Origin of the sequence: Pseudomonas sp. ACN8 (assembly GCF_002303925.1) — a bacterium.
GTDB lineage: Bacteria > Pseudomonadota > Gammaproteobacteria > Pseudomonadales > Pseudomonadaceae > Aquipseudomonas.
Genome location: NZ_MRCS01000035.1, coordinates 53,819 through 76,095, shown reverse-complemented (window position 1 = coordinate 76,095; position 22,277 = coordinate 53,819). Strand labels below are relative to the sequence as shown.

At 60.7% G+C, this 22,277-nt stretch carries 19 protein-coding genes; 14 read left to right on the top strand and 5 right to left on the bottom strand.

Annotated elements, in window-relative coordinates:
- Window positions 1-70, bottom strand: a 70-nt coding sequence (locus tag BSF44_RS30795; RefSeq protein WP_256589118.1) for a hypothetical protein, incomplete at its 3' end; no start/stop codon positions are given.
- 159 nt (window positions 71-229) lie between these two features.
- Window positions 230-1,285: a biotin synthase BioB gene (bioB, locus tag BSF44_RS19660; protein ID WP_095944924.1), complete on the bottom strand. Its 1,056-nt coding sequence runs from the start codon at window positions 1,283-1,285 to the stop codon at window positions 230-232.
- A 93-nt stretch (window positions 1,286-1,378) separates the two neighbouring features.
- Here bioB and BSF44_RS19655 point away from each other — a divergent pair, with 93 nt between their 5' ends.
- The 5 genes from BSF44_RS19655 (at window position 1,379) to rarD (ending at window position 7,171) form a co-directional block, all read left to right on the top strand.
- A complete protein-coding gene (locus BSF44_RS19655) occupies window positions 1,379-2,119 on the top strand; it encodes a ComF family protein (protein ID WP_095944923.1) in 741 nt (246 codons plus the stop codon).
- A gap of 63 nt (window positions 2,120-2,182) precedes the next feature.
- On the top strand, window positions 2,183-2,947 hold the full coding sequence (locus BSF44_RS19650) for a TOBE domain-containing protein (protein WP_095944922.1): 765 nt from the start codon (window positions 2,183-2,185) through the stop codon (window positions 2,945-2,947).
- Between the two features lie 67 nt (window positions 2,948-3,014).
- Window positions 3,015-4,916, top strand: coding sequence for a PhoX family phosphatase (locus BSF44_RS19645; RefSeq protein ID WP_095944921.1), 1,902 nt, complete (start codon window positions 3,015-3,017; stop codon window positions 4,914-4,916).
- A gap of 177 nt (window positions 4,917-5,093) precedes the next feature.
- Window positions 5,094-6,068, top strand: a complete 975-nt coding sequence (locus tag BSF44_RS19640; RefSeq protein WP_095944920.1) for a serine/threonine protein kinase — start codon at window positions 5,094-5,096, stop codon at window positions 6,066-6,068.
- A gap of 215 nt (window positions 6,069-6,283) precedes the next feature.
- Window positions 6,284-7,171, top strand: coding sequence for an EamA family transporter RarD (rarD, locus tag BSF44_RS19635; protein ID WP_095944919.1), 888 nt, complete (start codon window positions 6,284-6,286; stop codon window positions 7,169-7,171).
- A gap of 215 nt (window positions 7,172-7,386) precedes the next feature.
- Here the strand turns inward: rarD and BSF44_RS19630 are convergent, their stop codons facing one another.
- The gene (locus tag BSF44_RS19630) at window positions 7,387-7,905 is read right to left on the bottom strand and encodes a glycine cleavage system protein R (RefSeq protein WP_095944918.1); all 519 of its coding nucleotides are present in this window, start codon (window positions 7,903-7,905) and stop codon (window positions 7,387-7,389) included.
- 546 nt (window positions 7,906-8,451) lie between these two features.
- Here BSF44_RS19630 and BSF44_RS19625 point away from each other — a divergent pair.
- The gene (locus tag BSF44_RS19625) at window positions 8,452-10,629 is read left to right on the top strand and encodes a malate synthase G (protein ID WP_095944917.1); all 2,178 of its coding nucleotides are present in this window, start codon (window positions 8,452-8,454) and stop codon (window positions 10,627-10,629) included.
- Between the two features lie 108 nt (window positions 10,630-10,737).
- On the opposite strand, the gene BSF44_RS19620 is transcribed toward BSF44_RS19625, so the two are convergent.
- On the bottom strand, window positions 10,738-11,199 hold the full coding sequence (locus BSF44_RS19620) for a response regulator (protein WP_095944916.1): 462 nt from the start codon (window positions 11,197-11,199) through the stop codon (window positions 10,738-10,740).
- A gap of 253 nt (window positions 11,200-11,452) precedes the next feature.
- On the opposite strand from BSF44_RS19620, the gene BSF44_RS19615 reads away from it, so the two are divergent.
- From BSF44_RS19615 to BSF44_RS19580, 8 genes are all read left to right on the top strand, one after another.
- Window positions 11,453-13,393 (top strand): DUF294 nucleotidyltransferase-like domain-containing protein, encoded by a 1,941-nt coding sequence (locus tag BSF44_RS19615; protein ID WP_095944915.1) that lies wholly within the window; start codon window positions 11,453-11,455, stop codon window positions 13,391-13,393.
- Entirely contained in the window at window positions 13,390-14,097 is a 708-nt protein-coding gene (locus BSF44_RS19610; protein ID WP_095944914.1) for a PolC-type DNA polymerase III, read from the top strand. Before BSF44_RS19615 ends, BSF44_RS19610 begins: the two co-directional genes overlap by 4 nt.
- A gap of 226 nt (window positions 14,098-14,323) precedes the next feature.
- Window positions 14,324-14,842, top strand: coding sequence for an RNA polymerase sigma factor (locus tag BSF44_RS19605; protein WP_008048225.1), 519 nt, complete (start codon window positions 14,324-14,326; stop codon window positions 14,840-14,842).
- Entirely contained in the window at window positions 14,839-15,813 is a 975-nt protein-coding gene (locus BSF44_RS19600) for a FecR domain-containing protein (protein ID WP_095944913.1), read from the top strand. Before BSF44_RS19605 ends, BSF44_RS19600 begins: the two co-directional genes overlap by 4 nt.
- 239 nt (window positions 15,814-16,052) lie before the next feature.
- Window positions 16,053-18,488 (top strand): TonB-dependent siderophore receptor, encoded by a 2,436-nt coding sequence (locus BSF44_RS19595; protein ID WP_095944912.1) that lies wholly within the window; start codon window positions 16,053-16,055, stop codon window positions 18,486-18,488.
- A gap of 72 nt (window positions 18,489-18,560) precedes the next feature.
- Window positions 18,561-19,691, top strand: coding sequence for a PepSY domain-containing protein (locus tag BSF44_RS19590; RefSeq protein WP_095944927.1), 1,131 nt, complete (start codon window positions 18,561-18,563; stop codon window positions 19,689-19,691).
- Complete coding sequence (locus BSF44_RS19585) at window positions 19,688-19,876, top strand: hypothetical protein (RefSeq protein WP_095944911.1); 189 nt, start codon at window positions 19,688-19,690, stop codon at window positions 19,874-19,876. The genes BSF44_RS19590 and BSF44_RS19585 overlap by 4 nt, the downstream gene beginning before the upstream one ends.
- Before the next feature lie 158 nt (window positions 19,877-20,034).
- Window positions 20,035-20,664 carry a glutathione S-transferase family protein gene (locus BSF44_RS19580; RefSeq protein WP_172435377.1) on the top strand — a complete coding sequence of 210 codons (630 nt, stop codon included), beginning with the start codon at window positions 20,035-20,037 and terminating at the stop codon, window positions 20,662-20,664.
- A gap of 181 nt (window positions 20,665-20,845) precedes the next feature.
- Here the strand turns inward: BSF44_RS19580 and creD are convergent, their stop codons facing one another.
- On the bottom strand, window positions 20,846-22,216 hold the full coding sequence (gene creD / locus BSF44_RS19570; protein WP_095944908.1) for a cell envelope integrity protein CreD: 1,371 nt from the start codon (window positions 22,214-22,216) through the stop codon (window positions 20,846-20,848).
- Window positions 22,217-22,277 lie beyond the last annotated feature (61 nt).

Below are 22,277 nucleotides of genomic sequence, written 5' to 3'. Positions count from 1 at the left end.
GCAGCGGGCGCTGGCGGTAGAGGTTTTCGGCACGACGGGCGGCAAGGCGTGCGGCGAGATCGAAAGACATGCAGGCCTCGACTATCAAATGACACATGTCCCCTGTGGGAGCGAGCCTGCTCGCGAAGGCGTCGTGTCAGCCAACATCAATGTTGAATGTCAGTCCGCATTCGCGAGCAGGCTCGCTCCCACAGGGTTTTGCATTCCTTCAGAGGAATAAATGTTGGATTTAAACCGCCGCGTTGTAGAACTGCTCGCTGCTCTTCTGCTCCACCAGCGCCTGCTCGATCGCCGCCTGATGCACTTCGTCGGCGTGCTCTTCGCGGGCTTCCGGCAGGATGCCCAGGCGCGAGAACAGTTGCATGTCCTTGTCGGCCTGCGGGTTGGCGGTGGTCAGCAGTTTTTCGCCGTAGAAAATCGAGTTGGCGCCGGCGAAGAACGCCAGGGCCTGCATCTGCTCGTTCATGGCTTCGCGGCCGGCAGAGAGGCGCACGTGGGATTGCGGCATCAGGATGCGCGCGACGGCGAGCATGCGGATGAAGTCGAACGGATCGACGTCGTCGGCGTTTTCCAGCGGCGTACCGGCGACTTTCACCAGCATGTTGATCGGCACCGACTCCGGATGCTCCGGCAGGTTGGCCAACTGGATCAGCAGGTTGGCGCGGTCGTCCAGCGACTCGCCCATGCCGAGGATGCCACCGGAACAGATCTTCATTCCCGACTCACGCACATAGGCCAGGGTTTGCAGGCGCTCGCTGTAGGTGCGGGTGGTGATGATGCTGCCGTAGAACTCCGGCGATGTATCGAGGTTGTGGTTGTAGTAGTCGAGGCCGGCCTTGGCCAGCGCTTCGGTCTGATCCTGATCCAGGCGACCGAGGGTCATGCAGGTTTCCAGGCCAAGGGCTTTCACGCCTTCAACCATCTTCAGGACATAAGGCATGTCCTTGGCCGACGGGTGCTTCCACGCCGCGCCCATGCAGAAGCGGGTCGAACCGATGGCTTTGGCGCGAGCGGCTTCTTCTAGGACCTTCTGCACTTCCATCAGCTTTTCTTTTTCCAGGCCGGTGTTGTAGTGACCGGACTGCGGACAATATTTGCAATCTTCCGGGCAGGCGCCGGTTTTGATCGACAGCAAGGTCGACACCTGGACGCGGTTGGCGTCGAAATGCGCACGGTGCACCGTCTGCGCCTGGAACAACAGGTCATTGAATGGCTGAACGAAGAGTGCTTTGACTTCGGCCAAAGTCCAGTCATGACGCAGGGTTGCAGTGGTGCTGGCGCTCATGGGCGTTTCCTTTGAATTATGCTTTGGCAGGCGGCTGGCTAATGGAATGTCACAGTCGCTTCACAGATGTTTCGGCATATTTAAGGAAGAGCGATGCGCTGTCAACCACGATACGAAGGACAGGTTTACATCTGGTTAAAAAACAAACAATCATGCCTTTTGTGCGATGAACCGGCCGAAGGCGTCCCTCCTGTCTGCACGGCTTGCGAATTCGAGCTGCCCTGGCTCGGCGATCATTGCATCACCTGCGCCCTGCCGCTTCCGGCTGCGGGCCTCACATGCGGCCATTGCCTGAAGCAGCCACCGGCCTTCGAGCAGGTGATTGCGCCCTGGACCTACAACTTTCCGGTAGACAGCCTGATCACCCGCTTCAAACACAACACCAAGTGGCCGTTTGGCCGCCTGCTCGCCGAACTTCTTGCTCAATGCCTGCAACATCGCTTCGAAGACGACCTACCGCGCCCCCATGCCCTGATCCCGGTACCGTTGGCCACCCGACGCCTGCGCCAGCGCGGGTTCAATCAGGCGGCGATGCTGGCTCGCTGGTTGAGTGCGAGTCTCGATATCCCTTGCGACGAACGGTTGCTGCTGCGCACCCAGGACACCGACGCCCAACAGGCCTTGAACGCCGAAGCCCGCCGAAAGAACCTGCGCAACGCTTTCGCCCTGACACCCGGCGCCATCGTCAAAGGCCAGCACCTGGCTCTGGTCGACGATGTATTGACCACCGGCGCCACGGCCCAGGCCCTGGCTCGCCTGCTGATGGACGCCGGGGCGGCCAGGGTCGATGTCTATTGCCTGGCCCGCACGCCTAAACCCGGCGAGACACCCTGACTTGACTCACGCGACCCAAGCGGCCAACGTCCTGACCATCGTCACCACCCAAAGCGACTTGCCATGTCTTTGCCCACCTTGCTGTCCCAGCACATCGTCCGCCGTCCGCAACGCATCGCCCTGCTGCAGCACATCGCCGAACAAGGCTCGATCACCCGCGCGGCCAAAAGCGCGGGCATGAGCTACAAGGCCGCCTGGGATGCGATCGATGAGCTGAACAATCTGGCGCAGAAACCGCTGGTGGAGCGGATTGTCGGAGGCAAGGGCGGCGGCGGTGCGCGCCTGTCCAACGAAGGTGAGCGGGTGCTGCGCCTGTACCAGAAGCTGCAAGCCTTGCAGGCCCAGGTGCTCGAAGCCGCTGAAGACGCCAGCGACCTGGACCTGCTCGGGCGTCTGATGCTGCGCACCAGCGCGCGCAACCAGTTGCACGGCAAGGTGATGGCGATCGAACCTCAGGGGCGCAACGACCTGATTCGCCTCGAAGTCGCCGAAGGCCTGATCGTCGCCGCGCAAATCACCCACGACAGCACCGAGCGCCTGGAGCTGCAAATCGGCACCGAAGTCGTGGCATTGATCAAGGCCGGCTGGCTCGACGTGCTGCAAATCGACTCTGTCGAAACACCTGGAAATAATTGCCTCAGCGGCATCATCGAAAAAATTCTCGATGCCGACGACGGCCCCAGCGAAGTGCGCATCACCCTGCCCAACGGTCTGACCCTATGCGCCTTGGCCGAACCGAGTCATCTGCAAGCATCGGGGCTGACCTGCGGCAAACCGGTGCGCGTCGAGTTCTCGCCGTCCCGGGTTCTGCTGGGCACACCACTGTAAGCAGAACTGCAACAAAAGGTTCATTACTCATCTTTAAGGTGTCTGCAAAATCCGCAGGGAGCCTGAAATGAGTCTATTAGAAGAAAACCAGTCCACCGACCTCGAAAACATGGTCGGCCTCAGCCGTCGCGGCTTCATCAGCGCAGGTGCCTTGTGCGGCGCTGCGATGTTCCTCGGCGGCAATCTGCTGAGCCGCAGCGTGATGGCCGCCAGTGTCAGCGCCGGCAACAGCCAGTTGTTGGGCTTCGACAGCATTGCCGCCGCCACCAGCGATGCCATCACCCTGCCACCGGGCTACAAGTCCTCGGTGCTGATCAGCTGGGGCCAGCCGCTGCACAAAGACGGCCCGGCGTTCGACCCGAGCGGCAACGGCAGCGCCGAACATCAGGAAGTCCAGTTCGGCGACAACAACGACGGCATGAGCCTGTTCGAGTTTCCGGGCGAAAAAGACCGGGCGCTGATGGCGATCAACAACGAATACACCAATTACCGCTACCTCTACGCCCACGGCGGCATGCCGCAATCGGCGCAAGAAGTGCGCAAGGCACTGGCCTGCGAAGGTGTGTCGGTGATTGAAGTGCAGCGCAAGAACGGCCAATGGCAATTCGTCCAGGGCTCGCGCTACAACCGCCGCATTCACGGCAACGCCCCCATCACCCTGAGCGGCCCGGCCGCCGGACATGCCCTGCTCAAAACCAGCGCCGATCCGCTGGGCAAGAACGTCCTGGGCACGTTCCAGAACTGCGCCAACGGCAAGACGCCGTGGGGCACCTATCTGACCTGTGAAGAGAACTTCACCGACTGCTTCGGCAGCAGCAACGCCGAGCAGAAATTCGACCCGGCGCAAAAACGCTACGGTGTGGTGGCCACCAGCAAAGAAATCAACTGGCACCCGCACGACGAGCGCTTCGACATGGCGAAGAACCCCAACGAGCTCAACCGTCACGGCTGGGTGGTGGAGATCGATCCGTTCGATCCGAAATCGACGCCGGTCAAACGCACGGCCCTGGGCCGCTTCAAACACGAAAACGCCGCCCTGGCCGAAACCGGCGACGGTCATGCCGTGGTGTACATGGGCGACGATGAACGCGGTGAGTTCATCTACAAATTCGTCAGCCGCGACAAGATCGACCACAAGAACCCCAAGGCCAACCGCGATATTCTCGATCACGGCACCCTGTACGTGGCGCGTTTCGATGCCGGGGACGGCAACGTCGATCACCCGAAAGGCCAGGGTGAATGGATCGAACTGACCCACGGTAAAAACGGCATCGACGCCAGCAGCGGTTTTGCCGATCAGGCCGAAGTGCTGATCCACGCCCGTCTCGCCGCCAGTGTGGTGAAAGCCACGCGCATGGACCGCCCGGAATGGATCGTGGTCAGTCCCAAGGACGGTCAGGTCTACTGCACGCTGACCAACAACGCCAAACGAGGCGAAGACGGGCAACCGGTGGGCGGTCCGAACCCGCGCGAGAAGAACGTCTACGGCCAGATCCTGCGCTGGCGCACCGAGCGTGACGATCACGGTTCGAAAACCTTTGCCTGGGACCTGTTCGTCGTCGCCGGTAATCCGGGGGTTCACGCAGGCACACCAAAAGGCGGATCGTCGAACATCACGCCGCAGAACATGTTCAACAGCCCGGACGGCCTGGGCTTCGACAAGGCCGGACGCTTGTGGATTCTCACCGACGGCGATTCGAGCAACGCCGGCGACTTTGCCGGCATGGGCAACAACCAGATGCTCTGTGCCGACCCGGTAACCGGCGAGATTCGCCGCTTCATGGTTGGCCCAGTCGGTTGTGAAGTGACGGGGATCAGCTTCTCCCCGGATCAGAAAACCCTGTTTGTCGGGATTCAGCATCCGGGTGAAAACGGCGGTTCGACCTTCCCCGAGCACTTGCCCAATGGCAAGCCGCGGTCTTCGGTGATGGCGATTTCGCGGGAGGATGGCGGGATCGTCGGCGCCTGACAGCCCCTCATCGCGAGCAAGTTCGCTCCCACAGGATTGGCGCGATTTCAAATCTGGCGCATGACCTGTGGGAGCGAACTTGCTCGCGATGGCGTCAGCACAGTCACCACCTATCCGCGCCCGTCTGCGCTACCATGCCTGGCCGGACGCAGCAGCCTGCTGCGCGCAGGAGTCAGCATGGCCCACCCGTTTGAAACCCTCACACCAGACCTCGTGCTCGATGCCGTCGAAAGCATCGGCTTTCTCAGCGACGCGCGCATCCTGGCGCTCAACAGCTACGAGAACCGCGTCTATCAGGTCGGCATTGAAGACGCCGAGCCGCTGATCGCCAAGTTCTACCGGCCGCAACGCTGGAGCAACGAAGCGATTCTGGAAGAGCACCAGTTCACCGCCGAACTCGCCGACTGCGAGGTGCCGGTCGTGGCGCCGTTGATCCACAACGGTGAAACCCTGCACGAACACAATGGTTTCCGTTTCACCCTGTTCCCCCGCCGTGGTGGCCGCGCGCCGGAGCCGGGCAACCTCGATCAACTGTATCGCCTGGGCCAGTTGCTCGGCCGCCTGCATGCGGTCGGCTCGACCCGGCCGTTCGAGCACCGTGAAGCGCTGGCGGTGAAAAATTTCGGCCATGATTCGCTGGCCACGCTGCTGGACGGCAACTTCATCCCCCGCAGCCTGCTGCCGGCCTACGAATCGGTGGCCCGCGATCTGCTCAAGCGTGTGGAAGATGCCTACAGCAACACGCCGCACCAGAACATCCGCATGCACGGTGACTGCCACCCCGGCAACATGATGTGCCGTGACGAGATGTTCCATATCGTCGACCTCGACGACTGCCGCATGGGTCCGGCGGTGCAGGACATCTGGATGATGCTCGCCGGCGATCGTCAGGATTGCCTGAGCCAGTTGTCGGAACTGATGGACGGCTACAACGAATTCCACGACTTCGACCCCCGTGAACTGGCCTTGATCGAACCGCTGCGCGCCTTGCGCCTGATGCACTACAGCGCCTGGCTCGCCCGCCGCTGGGAAGACCCGGCCTTCCCTCGCAGTTTCCCGTGGTTCGGCACCGAGCGTTATTGGGGTGATCAAGTGTTGGCGTTGCGCGAGCAACTGGCGGCGCTCAACGAAGAGCCACTGAAGCTCTTCTGACCCACCCGCCCCCCTGTAGGAGCGAGCCTGCTCGCGATGGACGTCAACGATAACGCGTGCTGTCTGGATAAACGCGTTGCCCTTGCGTTCTTCGCGAGCAAGCTCGCTCCTACAGAGACCGATGTTCACAAATGACCTACCTATTCAGTCAGGACATCCACAGACAATTCTCCTTACAATCCCCTCTTTGTTAGCTGCCTAAGCAAGGATTCTGCATGCAAGCCGCCAACCCGCGCCACGGGTACATTCTAGGCCTGAGTGCCTACATCATCTGGGGACTTTTCCCCCTCTACTTCAAAGCCATCGCCAGCGTGCCCGCCGTGGAAATCATCATCCACCGGGTGCTTTGGTCGGCGCTGTTCGGCGCCTTGTTGCTGATGGTCTGGAAACATCCCGGCTGGTGGCGCGAACTGCGAGAAAATCCGCGACGGCTGGCGATCCTGGCCCTGAGCGGTGCGCTGATCGCGGCCAACTGGCTGACCTACGTCTGGTCGGTGAACAACGGACGCATGCTGGAGGCCAGTCTTGGTTACTACATCAACCCCTTGGTGAACGTATTGCTGGGCATGCTGATCCTCGGCGAACGGCTGCGGCGCATGCAATGGATTGCCGTCGGTCTGGCAGCTGTCGGTGTGGCGCAGCAGGTCTGGCAAGTCGGCAGCCTGCCGTGGGTGTCGCTGGTACTGGCACTGACCTTCGGTTTCTATGGCCTGATTCGCAAGCAGGCGCCAGTCAAGGCGCTGCCGGGGCTGGTAGTGGAAACCTGGATGCTGGTGCCGATTGCCCTCGGTTGGTTGCTGCTCAATCCGATGGCCAGCAGCGCCCAGGCCGAATTCTGGACCACGTCCCAAGCCTGGTGGTTGGTCGCCGCCGGCCCGATCACGCTGGTGCCGCTGGTCTGCTTCAACGCTGCTGCACGGCATTTGCCCTACACGACATTGGGCTTTCTCCAGTATCTGGCGCCGACACTGGTACTGCTGCAAGCGGTCCTGCTGTTTGGCGAGCACCTGTCGTCCAGCACCTTGGTAGCGTTCATGTTTATCTGGGCCGGCCTGGCGGTTTACAGCATCGATGCGTGGATAAGTTTGCGCCGCCGCAGCTGATCAAAAAACGCACAAAACCCTACAGGCCACGTTTCCCGTGGCCTGCATCATTCCTTCCCAAGGTTATCCACAGCGTGATCCCCGCCGATTGTGCGCAAGTCGCTGAAACTGCTGGTTTTTTGATCAGACTCTGAAGAACCCCGGCCGGCGTGGCCTGGCGGGGTGTCTCTACAGGTTATCCACAGGCGGGTGCACGTTTAACTTGGATAACCTGATCAGGGTTCACTGCGCAACACCAACTCGACCATCAGGTCGTCCGCCAGGGTTTCCAGGCGCGATTGCAGTACGTCCAGCGACAGCGTCAGCGGAACCGCGAGAATCGCTTCGGCATGGAACAACGGCTCGCTGCTCATCGGTGCCGGACGCACTTCGGTGACCAGCCGTTCCAGATTCACCCCCTGCTCGCTCAGCAAGCGCGTGATGTCGCGCACGATCCCCGGACGATCATTGCCCACCAGTTCCATGGCGATCGGTTTCCAGGTACAGGATTGTTCGATACCGCTTTCAGCGATCAACACGCGAATATCCTGGGCGGACAAGCCCTGCAGGGCATCGACCAATTCGTCGTAGGCCTCGGCCGGCACCCCCACTCGAAGAATCCCGGCGAATTGTCCCGCCATGCGCGACATGCGGCTTTCCAGCCAATTGCCGCCGTGTTCGGCAATGCATTGGGCAATGCGCTCGACTTGCCCGGGCTTGTCCGGAGCAAAAACAGTGAGTACGAGGTGGTCCATGGCGCAGCCCTCTTGTCATGACTTTTGTTATGGAGAACCAAGTATAGGCAAGGGTTGGACCTGCGCCGACAGGTCAGGCGCCTTCGCGAGCAGGCTCGCTCCCACAACGGTTGCGCGGGCCTTTGTGGGAGCGAGCCTGCTCGCGAATGAAGGCACCGCCGATCTGACTGACCCAACAAATCGTGTACAACTTTTGATATTTAACTGGAACAATCCACTGGTTTTTTGAGAACATCCTGCTCCGCGCCGTGACCGCAATGCGTCATGGGGTCGCAGAACGACGTAATTAGTCTAATTTTCACAACCGCAATTCATCATGTAGTATGCCGCAGCGCGCACTACATAACGTTGGATCGATGTCTGCCGCAGGCACGTTCGCAACCCTGAAAGCCCTGTCAGCAAGGCCCCAAGCCGTTGATTGGTCCCAACCCAGCCGCCTGTCATGGGCATGTACTGGTAGACGGGTTTGTGGTTTAAATGGCCAAAGGCTTCATTGTTAAATTGAAGAGCTGAAAAGCGAAATAGCTGAGCAGAGTGAGGCAAGCAATGACTGAACACGTTCAAGTCGGTGGCCTGCAGGTCGCCAAAGTCCTGTTCGACTTCGTGAACAACGAAGCCATTCCCGGTACCGGCCTCACCGCCGATAAGTTCTGGGCCGGTGCCGACAAGGTCATTCATGACCTGGCGCCGAAGAACAAAGCCCTACTCGCCAAACGCGATGATTTCCAGGCTCGCATCGATGGCTGGCACCAATCCCGTGCCGGTCAAGCGCATGACGCCGTGGCCTATAAAGCCTTCCTGCAAGAGATCGGTTATCTGCTGCCAGAAGCGGCCGATTTCCAGGCAACGACGCAAAACGTCGACGAAGAAATCGCCCGCATGGCCGGCCCGCAGCTCGTGGTGCCGGTGATGAATGCCCGTTTCGCCCTCAATGCCTCAAACGCCCGCTGGGGTTCGCTGTATGACGCGCTCTACGGCACCGACGCCATCAGCGAAGCCGACGGCGCGGAAAAAGGCAAAGGCTACAACAAGGTTCGCGGCGACAAGGTCATCGCCTTCGCCCGTGCCTTCCTCGACGAAGCGGCGCCATTGGCGGCCGGCTCCCACGTCGATTCCACCGGCTACAAGATCGTTGACGGCAAACTGGTGGTCGCCCTTAAAGGCGGCAGCAACACCGGCCTGCGCAACGACGCACAACTGATCGGTTTTCAGGGCGATGCCCCTGCACCGACCGCGATCCTGCTGAAAAACAACGGCCTGCATTTCGAAATCCAGATCGACGCCAGCACCCCGGTCGGCCAGACCGACGCGGCCGGCGTCAAAGACATCCTGATGGAAGCCGCACTGACCACCATCATGGACTGCGAAGACTCCGTTGCCGCCGTCGACGCCGATGACAAAGTGGTGATCTACCGCAACTGGCTCGGCCTGATGAAGGGCGATCTGTCGGAAAACGTCGCCAAAGGCGGTCAGACCTTTACCCGCACCATGAACGCCGACCGCACCTACACCGCTGTCGATGGCAGTGAACTGAGCCTGCACGGTCGTTCGTTGCTGTTCGTGCGTAACGTCGGTCACCTGATGACCATCGATGCGATCCTCGACAAAGATGGTAACGAAGTGCCGGAAGGCATTCTCGATGGCCTGGTGACTTGCCTGGCATCGATGCACAACCTGAACGGCAACACCTCGCGCAAAAACACCCGCACAGGCTCCATCTATATCGTCAAGCCGAAGATGCACGGCCCGGAAGAAGCGGCGTTCACCAACGAGCTGTTCGGTCGCATCGAAGACGTGCTGGGCCTGCCACGCAACACCCTCAAAGTCGGGATCATGGACGAGGAGCGTCGTACCACCATCAACCTCAAGGCCTGCATCAAGGCGGCGAGCGAGCGTGTGGTGTTCATCAACACCGGCTTCCTCGACCGCACGGGCGATGAAATCCACACCTCCATGGAAGCCGGCCCGATGGTGCGCAAGGCGGACATGAAGGCGGAAAAATGGATCGGCGCCTACGAGAACTCCAACGTCGATATCGGCCTGAGCACCGGCCTGCAAGGTCGCGCACAAATCGGTAAAGGCATGTGGGCCATGCCTGACCTGATGGCGGCGATGCTCGAACAGAAAATCGCTCACCCGATGGCCGGTGCCAACACCGCCTGGGTACCATCGCCGACCGCTGCCGCGTTGCACGCGCTGCACTACCACAAGGTTGACGTGTTCGCCCGTCAGGCCGAACTGGCCAAACGTGCCCACGCTTCGGTGGACGACATCCTGACCATCCCGCTGGCGGTAAACCCGCAGTGGACCGCCGAGCAGATCAAGAACGAACTGGACAACAACAGCCAGGGCATTCTCGGTTACGTGGTGCGCTGGATCGACCAGGGCGTCGGCTGTTCGAAAGTGCCGGACATCAACGATGTCGGCCTGATGGAAGACCGTGCCACGCTGCGTATTTCCAGCCAGCACATCGCCAACTGGCTACGTCACGGCGTCGTCACCGAAGAGCAAGTGATGGAAAGCCTCAAGCGCATGGCGCCGGTGGTTGACCGTCAGAACGCCGGCGACGCGCTGTACCGTCCGCTGGCCCCGAACTTCGACAGCAACATCGCCTTCCAGGCGGCGGTCGAACTGGTGGTCGAAGGCACGAAACAGCCGAACGGCTACACCGAGCCGGTCCTGCACCGTCGTCGTCGCGAGTTCAAGGCTGCCAATGGCCTGTAACTGAGCGTCTGCGCCGGACATGAAAAAGCCCTGATCGACAGATCAGGGCTTTTTCTTTGTGGGCTGTCCGCGATCCCACAGAGTTAGTTCAGGACTGACAGGCTTGGACTAAGGCTTCATCCCTAGCTCACGTTTGACCAACTCCAGCAGATTGCCGGTATCAATCGGCTTGAGCAGAAAATCCACCACGCTCATATGCATCGCAGCGATCGCATCCTTCACGTCGGCGTCACCCGAGACAATGATGATCGGCAATGCCGCCCTTACCGATTCGCGCACCTGACGGATCAGTTCCAGGCCATCAACGTGTCCCATCCGCAGGTCGGTGATCAGTAAACCGATCGTCGGCTTTTTGACCTCTGCCTCGGCCACCAGCATCTTGAGTGCCGCTTCGCCACTGGCCGCGGTCAGGCAGCGAATACCGTCCAGTGCCAGGATCTCTGACAGCAGGTCCCGGGCGTCCTTATCGTCATCGACGATCAGCACCCGTTGCGGTGGCAGGTCAGGCTCCAGCATGACGGCACTCAGCGCTTCGCGCTCGGCGTCGCTCAAAATATCGTGGTCGGACATGGCTTTCTCTACATGTTCAATTCATTTCCCTAGCACACTGACGAGACATCGCTAAGCAGATCATCAATGTGCACTCCGGCAGATAATTTTCCAATAGGGGGGCCGAGAGGTTTTTCGCACGTTTGCGTAGGCTTCTTCCGACATTTCAGGACACCAACCGCCTACCTAGACTTACGTCCAATGGGCACCCCGACCGCAGGGGTCGACCATGTCCATGTCATCCGACTACAACAATTCAAAAAAGACTGCGGTAATGGTTATGAATAAAGCGGACGCCTTCACACAGGCAGGGAAAACCGCGGTGTTGCAGAACATCCAGGGTACGTTGCAATTCCTTCAGCGCTTCCCGCCCTTCAACCAGATGGAACACGCTCACCTGGCGTATCTGGTCGAGCAATGTCAACTGCGTTTTTACGCCCCCGGCGAGAGCATCATCAAACCCGCCGACGGGCCGGTCGAGCACTTCTATATCGTCAAGCAAGGCCGGGTCGTGGGCGAGCGTCCGCATACGGCAAAAGGTGGCACCGAAACGGTCTTCGAGATCACCACCGGCGAGTGTTTCCCCCTCGCGGCATTGCTGGGTGAACGGGCGACCCGCACCGAGCACCTGGCCGGCGAAGACACCTTCTGCCTGCAACTGAACAAACCGGCGTTCATCCGCCTGTTTTCGCTGTCGGACACCTTCCGCAACTTCGCCTTGCGCTGCGTCAGCAGCCTGCTGGATCAGGTCAACCAGCAAGTGCAGCAAAAAGCCGTGGAAACCCTGGGCACCCAATATTCGCTCAATACCCGACTGGGCGAATTGGCCATGCGCCACCCCGTAACGTGCGGCCCGCAGACGCCATTGCGCGAAGCCGTGACGTTGATGCACGAACAACAGGTCGGCAGCATCGTGGTGGTCGATGAGTGCAAGGCGCCATTGGGGATTTTCACCCTGCGCGACCTGCGCCAGACCGTGGCCAACGGCAGCAGTGATTTCAACGAAGCCATCGATGGGCACATGACCCGGGCGCCGTTCTTCCTGTCGCCGGATCACAGTGCATTCGACGCGGCGATTGCCATGACCGAGCGTCACATCGCCCATGTCTGCCTGGTCAAGGACCAGCGCTTGTGCGGCGTGGTTTCCGAGCGCGATCTGTTTTCCCTGCAACGGGTCGACCTGGTGCACCTGGCGCGCACTATCCGCAATGCCCAGAAAGTGGAAAACCTGGTGGCGCTACGGGGCGAAATCGGTCAACTGGTCGAGCGCATGCTGGCCCATGGCGCGTCTTCGACGCAGATCACCCACATCATCACCTTGCTCAACGACCACACCGTGTGCCGGGTTATCGAACTGATCCTCGCCGAAAAAGGCGACCCCGGCGTGCCGTTCAGCTGGCTGTGCTTCGGCAGCGAAGGCCGTCGCGAGCAGACCCTGCACACCGACCAGGACAACGGCATTCTGTTCGAAGCCAGGGATGCGGCCCATGCGGCCGAGATTCGCGGCAAGCTGCTGCCCATTGCCCAGCAGATCAACCAGAGCCTGGCGCTGTGTGGTTTCACCCTGTGCAAGGGCAATATCATGGCCGGCAACCCCGAGCTGTGCCTGTCCCGGGCCGAATGGGCGCGGCGCTTCGCGGCGTTTATCCGTGAGGCAACCCCGGAGAACCTGCTGGGTTCGAGCATCTATTTCGACTTGCGCGTGGTCTGGGGCAACGAACAAGGCTGTGAGCAGTTGCGTCGGGGCATTCTCGATCAGGTCGGCGACAACCGTTTGTTCCAGCGCATGATGGCCGAGAATGCGCTACGCAATCGCCCGCCCGTAGGACGTTTCCGCGAGTTCGTGCTGGCGCGTAAAAATGGCGAGAAAGCCACCCTGGACCTGAAGATCCAGGGTCTGGCGCCCTTTGTCGACGGCGCCCGGTTGCTGGCCCTGGTCCACGGTATCGAAGCGAACAACACGCTGGAGCGTTTTCGCCAGTTGGTCGAAAAGGAGATCATCGCTCCCCTGGACGGCGCCGCGTACGAAGAGGCCTATCACTTCATCCAGCAAACCCGCATGCAGCAACATCAACTACAGACCCGGGAGAATTTTCCTTACTCGAACCGGGTCGATCCCGACAGCCTCAATCATCTGGACCGGCGCATCCTGCGTGAGTCCCTGCGCCAGGCACAGCGCCTGCAAAGCAGCCTGGCCTTGCGGTATCAGTTATGAGCCTGTTTTCATGGCTGCGCCCGGCCGGCCCGAGCTTGTCCGCCGACCTGCAGCAACGCCTTCAACGCCTGCCGACGGTCACCGGTTTGAGTGATTGCAGCCTGCGCGAGCAGCGCTGGGTAGTGCTCGACCTGGAAACCACCGGGCTGAATATGAACAAGGACCGGGTACTGTCCATCGGCGCCGTGGTGATCGAGGATGGCGCGATCGATTTCAGCCGACAGTTCGAGCGAACCTTGCAATGCGAGGAACTCAAACTCGGCCCCAGCGTGCTGATCCACGGCTTGGGCCCTAGTGCAATTGCTGCCGGCAGTGATCCAGCCGAGGCGCTGCTCGAATTCATGGAGTTTGTCGGAGACAGCCCGGTTTTGGCCTTTCATGCGCCGTTCGACCAGCATATGTTGGGGCGCGCACTGAAGGATCATCTGGGTTACAAGTTGCAGCATGCCTTTCTGGACGTGGCAGACATTGCGCCGCTGCTATGCCCCCAGGCGCACATTCGCGAGGCCGGGCTGGACGACTGGATCGACTGGTTCAAGCTCGAAGTCTTCGAGCGCCACCACGCCAGCGCCGACGCCCTGGCCACCGCTGAATTGATGTTGATCCTGTTCAGCCGTGCGCAACAGCAGCAAATCCACAGCCCGTTGAATTTGCAACAGCGCTTGAATCAGTGGAAGCGACGGCAACAGGCGCCGTCTTTCTGACCCACATGCCATCCTTGTAGGAGCGAGCTTGCTCGCGAAAATCGTCAACGGTGACACGTTTTTCCGGTAAGACCGAGGTGTCAGATAATTTTTCGCGAGCAAGCTCGCTCCTACAAAAGCCGTCACCAGATTCCCACCCGACCAACGCCAATTGCTTACCTCCCTCGCCTCTGCCACAATCGCGAACAATTCTCGTTAGTTAATACTTCCCAATCGGTGATGCGGCGTGTCGTCAGTTCCAAGCCCTCAAAGTGAGCTCGTCGGTGCGTTATATCGCGACCATCGCGGCTGGCTATTGGCCTGGCTTCGGCGCAACGTCGCCTGCCCACAGCGGGCCGAAGACCTGAGCCAGGACACTTTCGTGCGCTTGCTGGGCCGCGAGGAACTGAAGGTCCCGCGCGAGCCCCGGGCGTTCCTGGTGGCGATCGCCAAGGGCCTGCTGTTCGATTACTTCCGTCGCGCCGCACTCGAACAGGCCTACCTCACCGAGCTGATGCTGATTCCCGAAGCCGAACAACCGTCGGTGGAAGAACAGCAAATGATCCTCGAAGACCTGAAAAACATCGACCGCCTACTCGGCAAGCTTTCCAGCAAGGCCCGGGCAGCGTTCCTCTACAACCGCCTCGACGGCCTCGGCCACGCAGAAATCGCCGAGCGCCTCGGTGTGTCGGTGCCCCGGGTGCGCCAGTACCTGGCCCAAGGCATTCGCCAGTGCTACATCGCGCTGTATGGTGAGCCGACATGAACCCGCTCAACTCCAAACCGGTATCGGCCAGCGTGCTGGACGCGGCAATTGCCTGGCAGTTGTCCATGGACTCCGCCAACCCGGTAGAGCGCGAAGAGTTCGCCAAGTGGCACGCGGCCCACGAAGAGCACGCCCGCGCCTGGCGCCAGCTGGGGATGCTCGACCAGCGTTTCAGCGTGGCCAGCGGCCCGGCCCGCACGGCCTTGCTGCAGTCGCGCATAGGCATTCGTCGGCGAGTGCGCAAGCTTGGCAACGGTGTCGCCAGTATCGTTGCCGTGATCGGCCTGGCCCTGTTCGCCGGGGATCGTTACCTGCCGATCGACTATTGGCTGGCCGACCAGCGCACCGCCGTTGGCGAGCAGCGCACCCTGCGTCTGGCTGACGGCACGCTGATCAATCTCAATACCCACAGCGCGCTGGATCTGCGTTTCGATGAAAAGCAGCGGCGCATCGTGCTTCAGGAAGGCGAAATCCTGGTTGAAACCGGTCATGGCGATCCCCGGCCGTTCATCGTCGAAACCCGCGAAGGCAGCATGCGTGCGCTGGGTACGCGGTTTCTGGTCAAGCGCGAGGAAGATGGAACGCGCTTGAGCGTTTTGCAGTCGGCAGTGGCGGTTCACCCTGAGTCCAACCCTGACGAACTGATTCTGCGTGAAGGCCAGCAGGTGCTGATCCGCAACAACGGCCTGGGTCCGGTTCTGGCGGTCAACCTTGGCGCGGATGCCTGGACCCGCGGCATGCTGGTGGTGGACAACACGCGGCTGGAAGATCTGGTGCATGAAATCGGCCGCTATCGAAACGGTTACGTCGGCGTCGCGCCGGAAGTGGCCGACCTGCGCATCACCGGCAGCTTCCCGCTGCGCGACACCGACCTGGCACTCAATGCCCTGCTGCCGACCCTGCCGGTGCAGATCGAACAGCACACGCAATGGTGGGTGAAGGTCGTGGCCAAGGCCGATACCAAACCCTGAAATGCTTTGTGTCTGATTAACCGTCATCGCGAGCAAGCTCCCACATTGGAATGCATTTCAAAATGTGGGAACGAGCTTGCTCGCGATGACGGCGTTCGACTCCCCGCAAAAACCGGTTTGACCCAATACCAGCCGCAACCGACTTCTGAATCGAAATTATTTTCATCCAGCCCTATCACTTTTTGATTTTCGTTCGGCACACAGGCAATTGAGAAATGTTTCCATTCAGGAGCCGCTGTATGCCTCGTTCGCTAGACTCCCTGTTGCGCCGCAGTTTGCTGGCGGTCGCCATTGCCCTTTGCACCCCGTTGGCCAGCAGCCAACTGGTCGCCGCTGAACAGGCGTCCAGCGTCCGCGCCTACAACCTGCCGGCCGCGCCGCTGGCCAGCATCCTGAACCAGATCGCCAGCCAGGCCGGTTTGGCCCTGTCGTTGAATCCATCCCTGGCGGCGGGCAAGACCTCGGCGCCGGTCAAAGGCCAGTTCGACGCTGCCGGCGCCCTGCGCGAAGCCCTGCGCGGCACCGGGCTGCAACTGGTACAGAGCAGTGCGGGCACCTACAGCCTGGAGGCCGTGCCCGAGGGTGTGATGGATTTGCCGGCAACCAGCGTGATCGGCGTGCAAGATTCTGAAAGCGCATGGGGTCCGGTACAGGGCTACCTGGCCAAGCGCACCGCCGCCGGCACCAAGACCGACACCGCGCTGGTCGAGGCGCCGCGTTCGATTTCGGTCGTCACTCGTGAGCAGATGGACGACCGCAACGCCCACACCCTCGACGATGCCGTGCGCTACTTGCCGGGCATCACCTCCAGCAGCTTCGGCAGCGACACTCGCGCCGACTGGTTGCGCGTGCGGGGTTTCGAGCCGACTCAATTCCTCGACGGCCTGCCACTGCCAAAAGGTGTGTACTCCAACCCGAAACAGGAAACCTGGAACCTCGACCGCCTGGCGCTGCTGCGCGGCCCGGCCTCCTCGGTGTACGGCCAGACCCCGCCGGGCGGCCTGCTGGACATGGTCAGCCGTCGCCCGAGCGCTGAAGCCAGCAGCGAGATCCAGTTGCAATACGGCAGCGACAATCATCGCCAGATCAACTTCGCCAGCACCGGCAAGATCGATGACGAAGGCCAGTTCCTGTACAGCCTCAGCGGCGTACTGCGCGACGGCGGCACACCCATCGACCACATCGATGACAAGCGCTACAACATTGCGCCGAGCCTGACCTGGAACATCGACGAAGACACCAAACTCACCCTGCTCACGCAGTTCACCCGTGACGATACCGGTATCACCAGCCAGTTCTATCCGATCCAGGGCACCAAGATCGACATGCCGTTCGGCGATATCTCCCACCACAAGAACCTGGGTGACCCGAACTACGACTTCTACGACCGCACCTACTACGCGCTGGGTTATGCCTTCGAACACCGCCTGAACGATGTCTGGCAGTTCCGGCAGAACCTGCGCTACACCAAGTCGGAGCTGTCGTTCCAGGCCGTGACCGTCAACAGCTACGGCCCCTCTTACGGGTCTATTGTCGACGATCAAGGCAACACCGGCCGTGGCACTACCAATGTCGACGAAGACATCGCCCAATTCGCCGTGGACAACAATTTCCAGGGCGACTTCGTCACCGGCGACGTCAGTCACACCTTGCTGATCGGCCTGGATCACCAGCGCAACACCACCAACTACCTCTCGATCTTCGGCACCGCACCTGACATCAACGTCAACGACCCGGTCTATGGCTTGCCGATCACCCGTCCGCCACGCTCCACTGCCTTCTATGACTACGAACAGAAGACTCAGCAGACCGGCCTGTACATCCAGGACCAGATGGCCCTCGGCCAATGGCGCCTGACCCTCGGCGGTCGTGAAGACTGGGTCCACACCGGTACCACGTTCTTCAACAAGGGCGATGCCACCAACACCGAACGCGACAAGAACTTCAGCGGCAACGCGGCGATCAGCTACGTGTTCGACTCGGGCTTCGTGCCCTACCTGTCCTACGCCGAATCGTTCCAGCCGACCAGCAATGCCGTCGCCTCGCCGACCGAGTCGTTCAAGCCGACCGAAGGCAAGCAATGGGAACTGGGAATCAAGTACCAGCCACCGGGCAGCAACACCCTGCTGACGGCAGCTGTGTATGACCTGACCCAGAAAAACGTTTCCGTCACCAACAACGTGGGCAACGTGACAGTCACCAGCCAGACCGGCGAAGTGAAAGTCAAAGGCCTGGAGCTGGAAGCCGTTTCCGACGTGACCGAAAACCTCAAGGTCACCGCTGCCTACACCCTGGCAAAATCCGAAGTGCAAGAGGGCATCTACAAGGGCAATCGCCTGCAACTGATGCCTAACCAGCAAGCGTCGGTATGGGGCGACTACACCTGGCACAACGGCGTGCTGGACGGCTTCGGCATTGGTGCCGGCGCGCGCTATACCGGCAATACCTATGGCGACCAGGCCAACACCTGGCTGGGCAAGGCCGATGCCTACACGGTGTTCGACGCGGTGGTTCACTACGACCTCGGTCGCCTGGACAACAGCCTCAAAGGCGCTTCGCTGGCCGTTAACGCGACCAACCTGTTCGACAAGGACTACATCTCGACTTGCGACAGCTACTACTGCTACTACGGCGACCAGCGCAGTGTCGTCGCAAGTGCAACCTACAAGTGGTAACGCGTTGAGCTGACACGCCCAATGACCAGGCCGTCCTTCGTGGACGGCTTTGGTTTTTCTGAAGGCTATGAAATGAAAAGTAAAACAATTCGCCGCTGGTCCGCTGTTCATACCTGGGCCAGCCTGATTTGTACGGTGTTCCTGTTGCTGCTGGCACTGACCGGCCTGCCGCTGATCTTTCACCACGAGATCGACCACTTGCTGGGCGATGCGCCTGACGTGAAGGAAATGCCGGCGGACACCCCGCACCTGAATTTGCAGCAGTTGGTGGAAGCGGCCGAGAAGCATCGCCCCGGTGAAGTCATGCAGTATTTCGGCTTCGAGGACGATGAACCCAACGCGGTGCTGACCATCATGGCCGCGACCGCGGGCACCGAGCCGAACGCGTCCCACACTTTCATGCTGGACGCCCGTACCGGCGAAGCACTGGAAACGCCATCGGCCAACGGCGGTTTCATGATGACCATGCTGCGCCTGCACGTGGACATGTTTGCCGGGCTGCCGGGCAAGTTGCTGCTGGCGTTCATGGGCATTCTGTTCGTGGTGGCGATTGTCTCCGGCACGGTGCTGTACCTGCCGTTCATGCGCCGCTTGAAATTCGCCACCGTGCGCCAGGAAAAATCCACCCGCCTGCGCTGGCTCGACCTGCATAACCTGATCGGCGTCGTGACGCTGACCTGGGCTCTGGTGGTCGGCGTGACGGGCGTGATCAGCGCCTGCGCCGACCTGATCATTGCCGCCTGGCGCAACGACAGCCTGAGCGCGATGGTCGCGCCGTACCGCGATGCGCCACCGCTGACGCAACTCGCGCCCGCGACCCGTTTGCTCGACATCGCCAAGGAAGTCGCACCGGGCATGCAGCCGGACTTCATCGCCTTTCCTGGCACGCGGTTTTCCAGCGAACACCATTACGCGGTGTTCATGAAAGGCCGCACGCACCTGACCTCACACCTGCTGACGCCGGTACTGATCGATGCCAGCACCCTGCAAGTCACCGCCGTGGCCGAACGACCGTGGTACATGGACGCCATGGGCATGTCGCAACCGCTGCACTTCGGTGACTACGGTGGCATGCCGATGCAGATACTCTGGGCGACCCTGGATGTGCTGACCATCATCGTGCTCGGCAGCGGGGTCTACCTGTGGGTGGTGCGGCGCAAGGCGGTCAGGCCGGTGCCGGAAAAAGCGGAGAACGTGGCATGAAGCCCCGGCAGTCGAACTTCTGGAAGGTATTTGCCATTCCGACCGTCATCGCAGTGCTCAGCGCGGCCGGGTTGTTTGCCGCGTTGCTCGGTGATGGTGTGTGGGATTCACTTAGCTGGCTGGGCTTGGGCATCCCCGCAGCCCTGGCCCTTCGCGGTCTATTCCAACGCTGCTGCCCCCTGTAGGAGCGAGCCTGCTCGCGATGGGGCCGTATCAGTCGACATTGAATTGCCTCACACATCGCCATCGCGAGCAGGCTCACTCCTACAAGGGTGTTTGCCATCTTGAGCTATCGCTCCAACACGCTATGCTGCCCGTCACTGCCACCGACCGAGACGCTGCCATGTCCGCCCCGAGCATGACCCTGTACCACAACCCGCTCTCTCCCTTCGTTCGCAAAGTCATGGTGCTGCTGCACGAAACCGGCCAGCAGAATCGTGTGGCGTTGCAGACCAGCGTGCTCACCCCGGTCAACCCGGACCTGACCCTGATCGAAGATAACCCGCTGAGCAAAATCCCGGCCCTGCGCCTGGCCGACGGCAACATCATCCACGACAGCCGGGTCATCCTCGACTACCTCGACCACCAGCACGTCGGCAACCCGCTGATCCCCCGCGAAGGCTCGGCCCGCTGGCGGCGCCTGACCCTCGCGTCGCTGGCCGACGGGATCATGGACGCGGCCGTGCTGGTACGCTACGAAACCGCCCTGCGCGCCCCGGAAAAGCACTGGGACGAATGGCTCGACGGCCAGCGCAACAAGATCCGTCGCGCCCTGGCATTGCTGGAAAAGGACGCGATTGCCGAGCTGACCTGCCACTTCGACGTGGCCGCGATCAGCGTGGCCTGTGCACTGGGTTACCTGGACCTGCGCCATCCGGATCTGGATTGGCGCACGGCGAATCCGCAGTTGGCGGCGTGGTATTTCGAGGTGAGCCAGCGGCCTTCGATGATTGCGACGATGCCGAAGGTTTAGATCTTCGCTGACTGCTCCACCCCCTTCGCGAGCAGGCTCGCTCCCACCTTTGACTGCGGTCCCATGTGGGAGCGAGCCTGCTCGCGATGGCAGCACAACGAATCCAGCTCAAACAACCCGGCAATCAGCGTCGCCAACACCCTCCCCTCTCGCTGGTCCTCCCGCAACCCCACCGACCGGCTCATTGCACCGCTCCAATATCGAAGTCCAAAGGTTTCGGCGTTTTTTGCCCAACCCCGTACCAGTCCAGCTTGCGGGTCAGCACCATGAACACGCCCAGCAAGCCGAACAGCAGCAACGAGCCCATCAACAACGCGTAATCCTCTGCACTCAACAACCCGTAGAGCAGCCCATACAACGCCGCCAATCCCGCGGAAAAGCTCAGCCCGTGTCGCACGCTGCGCAACACGTGGCAAACGTAGAACCCGATCAACAACACACAACCGCTGGCTGACAACAGGTACGCCAGGGCAAAGCCGATGTGCTCGGACAACGACAGCAACAACAGGTAGAAGAACGCCAGTGCCACCCCCACCAACGCGTATTGCACCGGGTGCACCGCGAGGCATTTCAGCACTTCGAACAGGAAGAACCCGGCGAAGGTCAGGACAATGAACAGCAACGCGTATTTGATCGCCCGATCGCTTTTCAGGTACTGGTCCACCGGGTCGATGAAGCTCACCCCGAAGCTGCGACCGGACAACGCCTCACAACTGCCGCGGGACACGCAGCTGTTCAAGGTTTCTTGCAGGTTGGTGGAGAAAAACGAGGTCTGCCAATGGGCGGTAAAACCTAGATCAGTGATCTCGCGCTGGGCAGGCAGGTAGTTGCCGATGAAGCTTGGATGAGGCCAGTTGGCATTCAGCGAAACGTTGCTGGTCTTGCCCACCGGCAGGATCTGTAACTGACCGGTGCCTTGCAGTTTCAGGTCAAAACCGAAGGCCAACTCCGTGACCTGTTTTGTCTCCAACGCTGGCAGGGTCACGTGGACGCCTTCACCCAGCCAGCCCACCTGGCTGCCCGGAATGAAATCCAGTTTCTGGCCATTGAGTTCAAGCTTCAAAGCGTTTTCGATACCCCGAATGTCGCTGATACCAACGGCGAGGAACGGCTGGTCGAATCGGTAATCGGCGAACTCTTCCTTGATGCCCAGTTGAACCGGCAGGGAAAAGTGGCCGCTGATGCGGTTGTCGGCATGGAACAGCCGCGCCTGGTAGATACCTCGGGAACGCAGTTCGGTCTGAACGTCTGCGTCGACTTCGAAGCGCTCCGGCAGAAAATACAACCGACCGCGCTCCTCACCGATCTCCTGATAACGCTTGTTGGTTTTTTCGTGGATCTTCCAGGTGCGCACGACTTTACGATATGGCACCACCATCAGCGGCCCGCTCAATTGCTGGCTGTAACTGGAACTGCGGGCAATGTCTTCGAGCACGCCGTCGCGCAATTGCTGGCGGTCCTGGATCACGCCGTTGATCATCAGCAGTGGAACCAGCAATAACAGAATCAACAGGGCAATCGCCCCGAATTTTAGGGCCAGGCTACGGTTCATGGGACTCTCCCTGTTTTTGATGGGGAAAGTCTGGGTGGGCTGTGTGAGGAATGAATGGAGG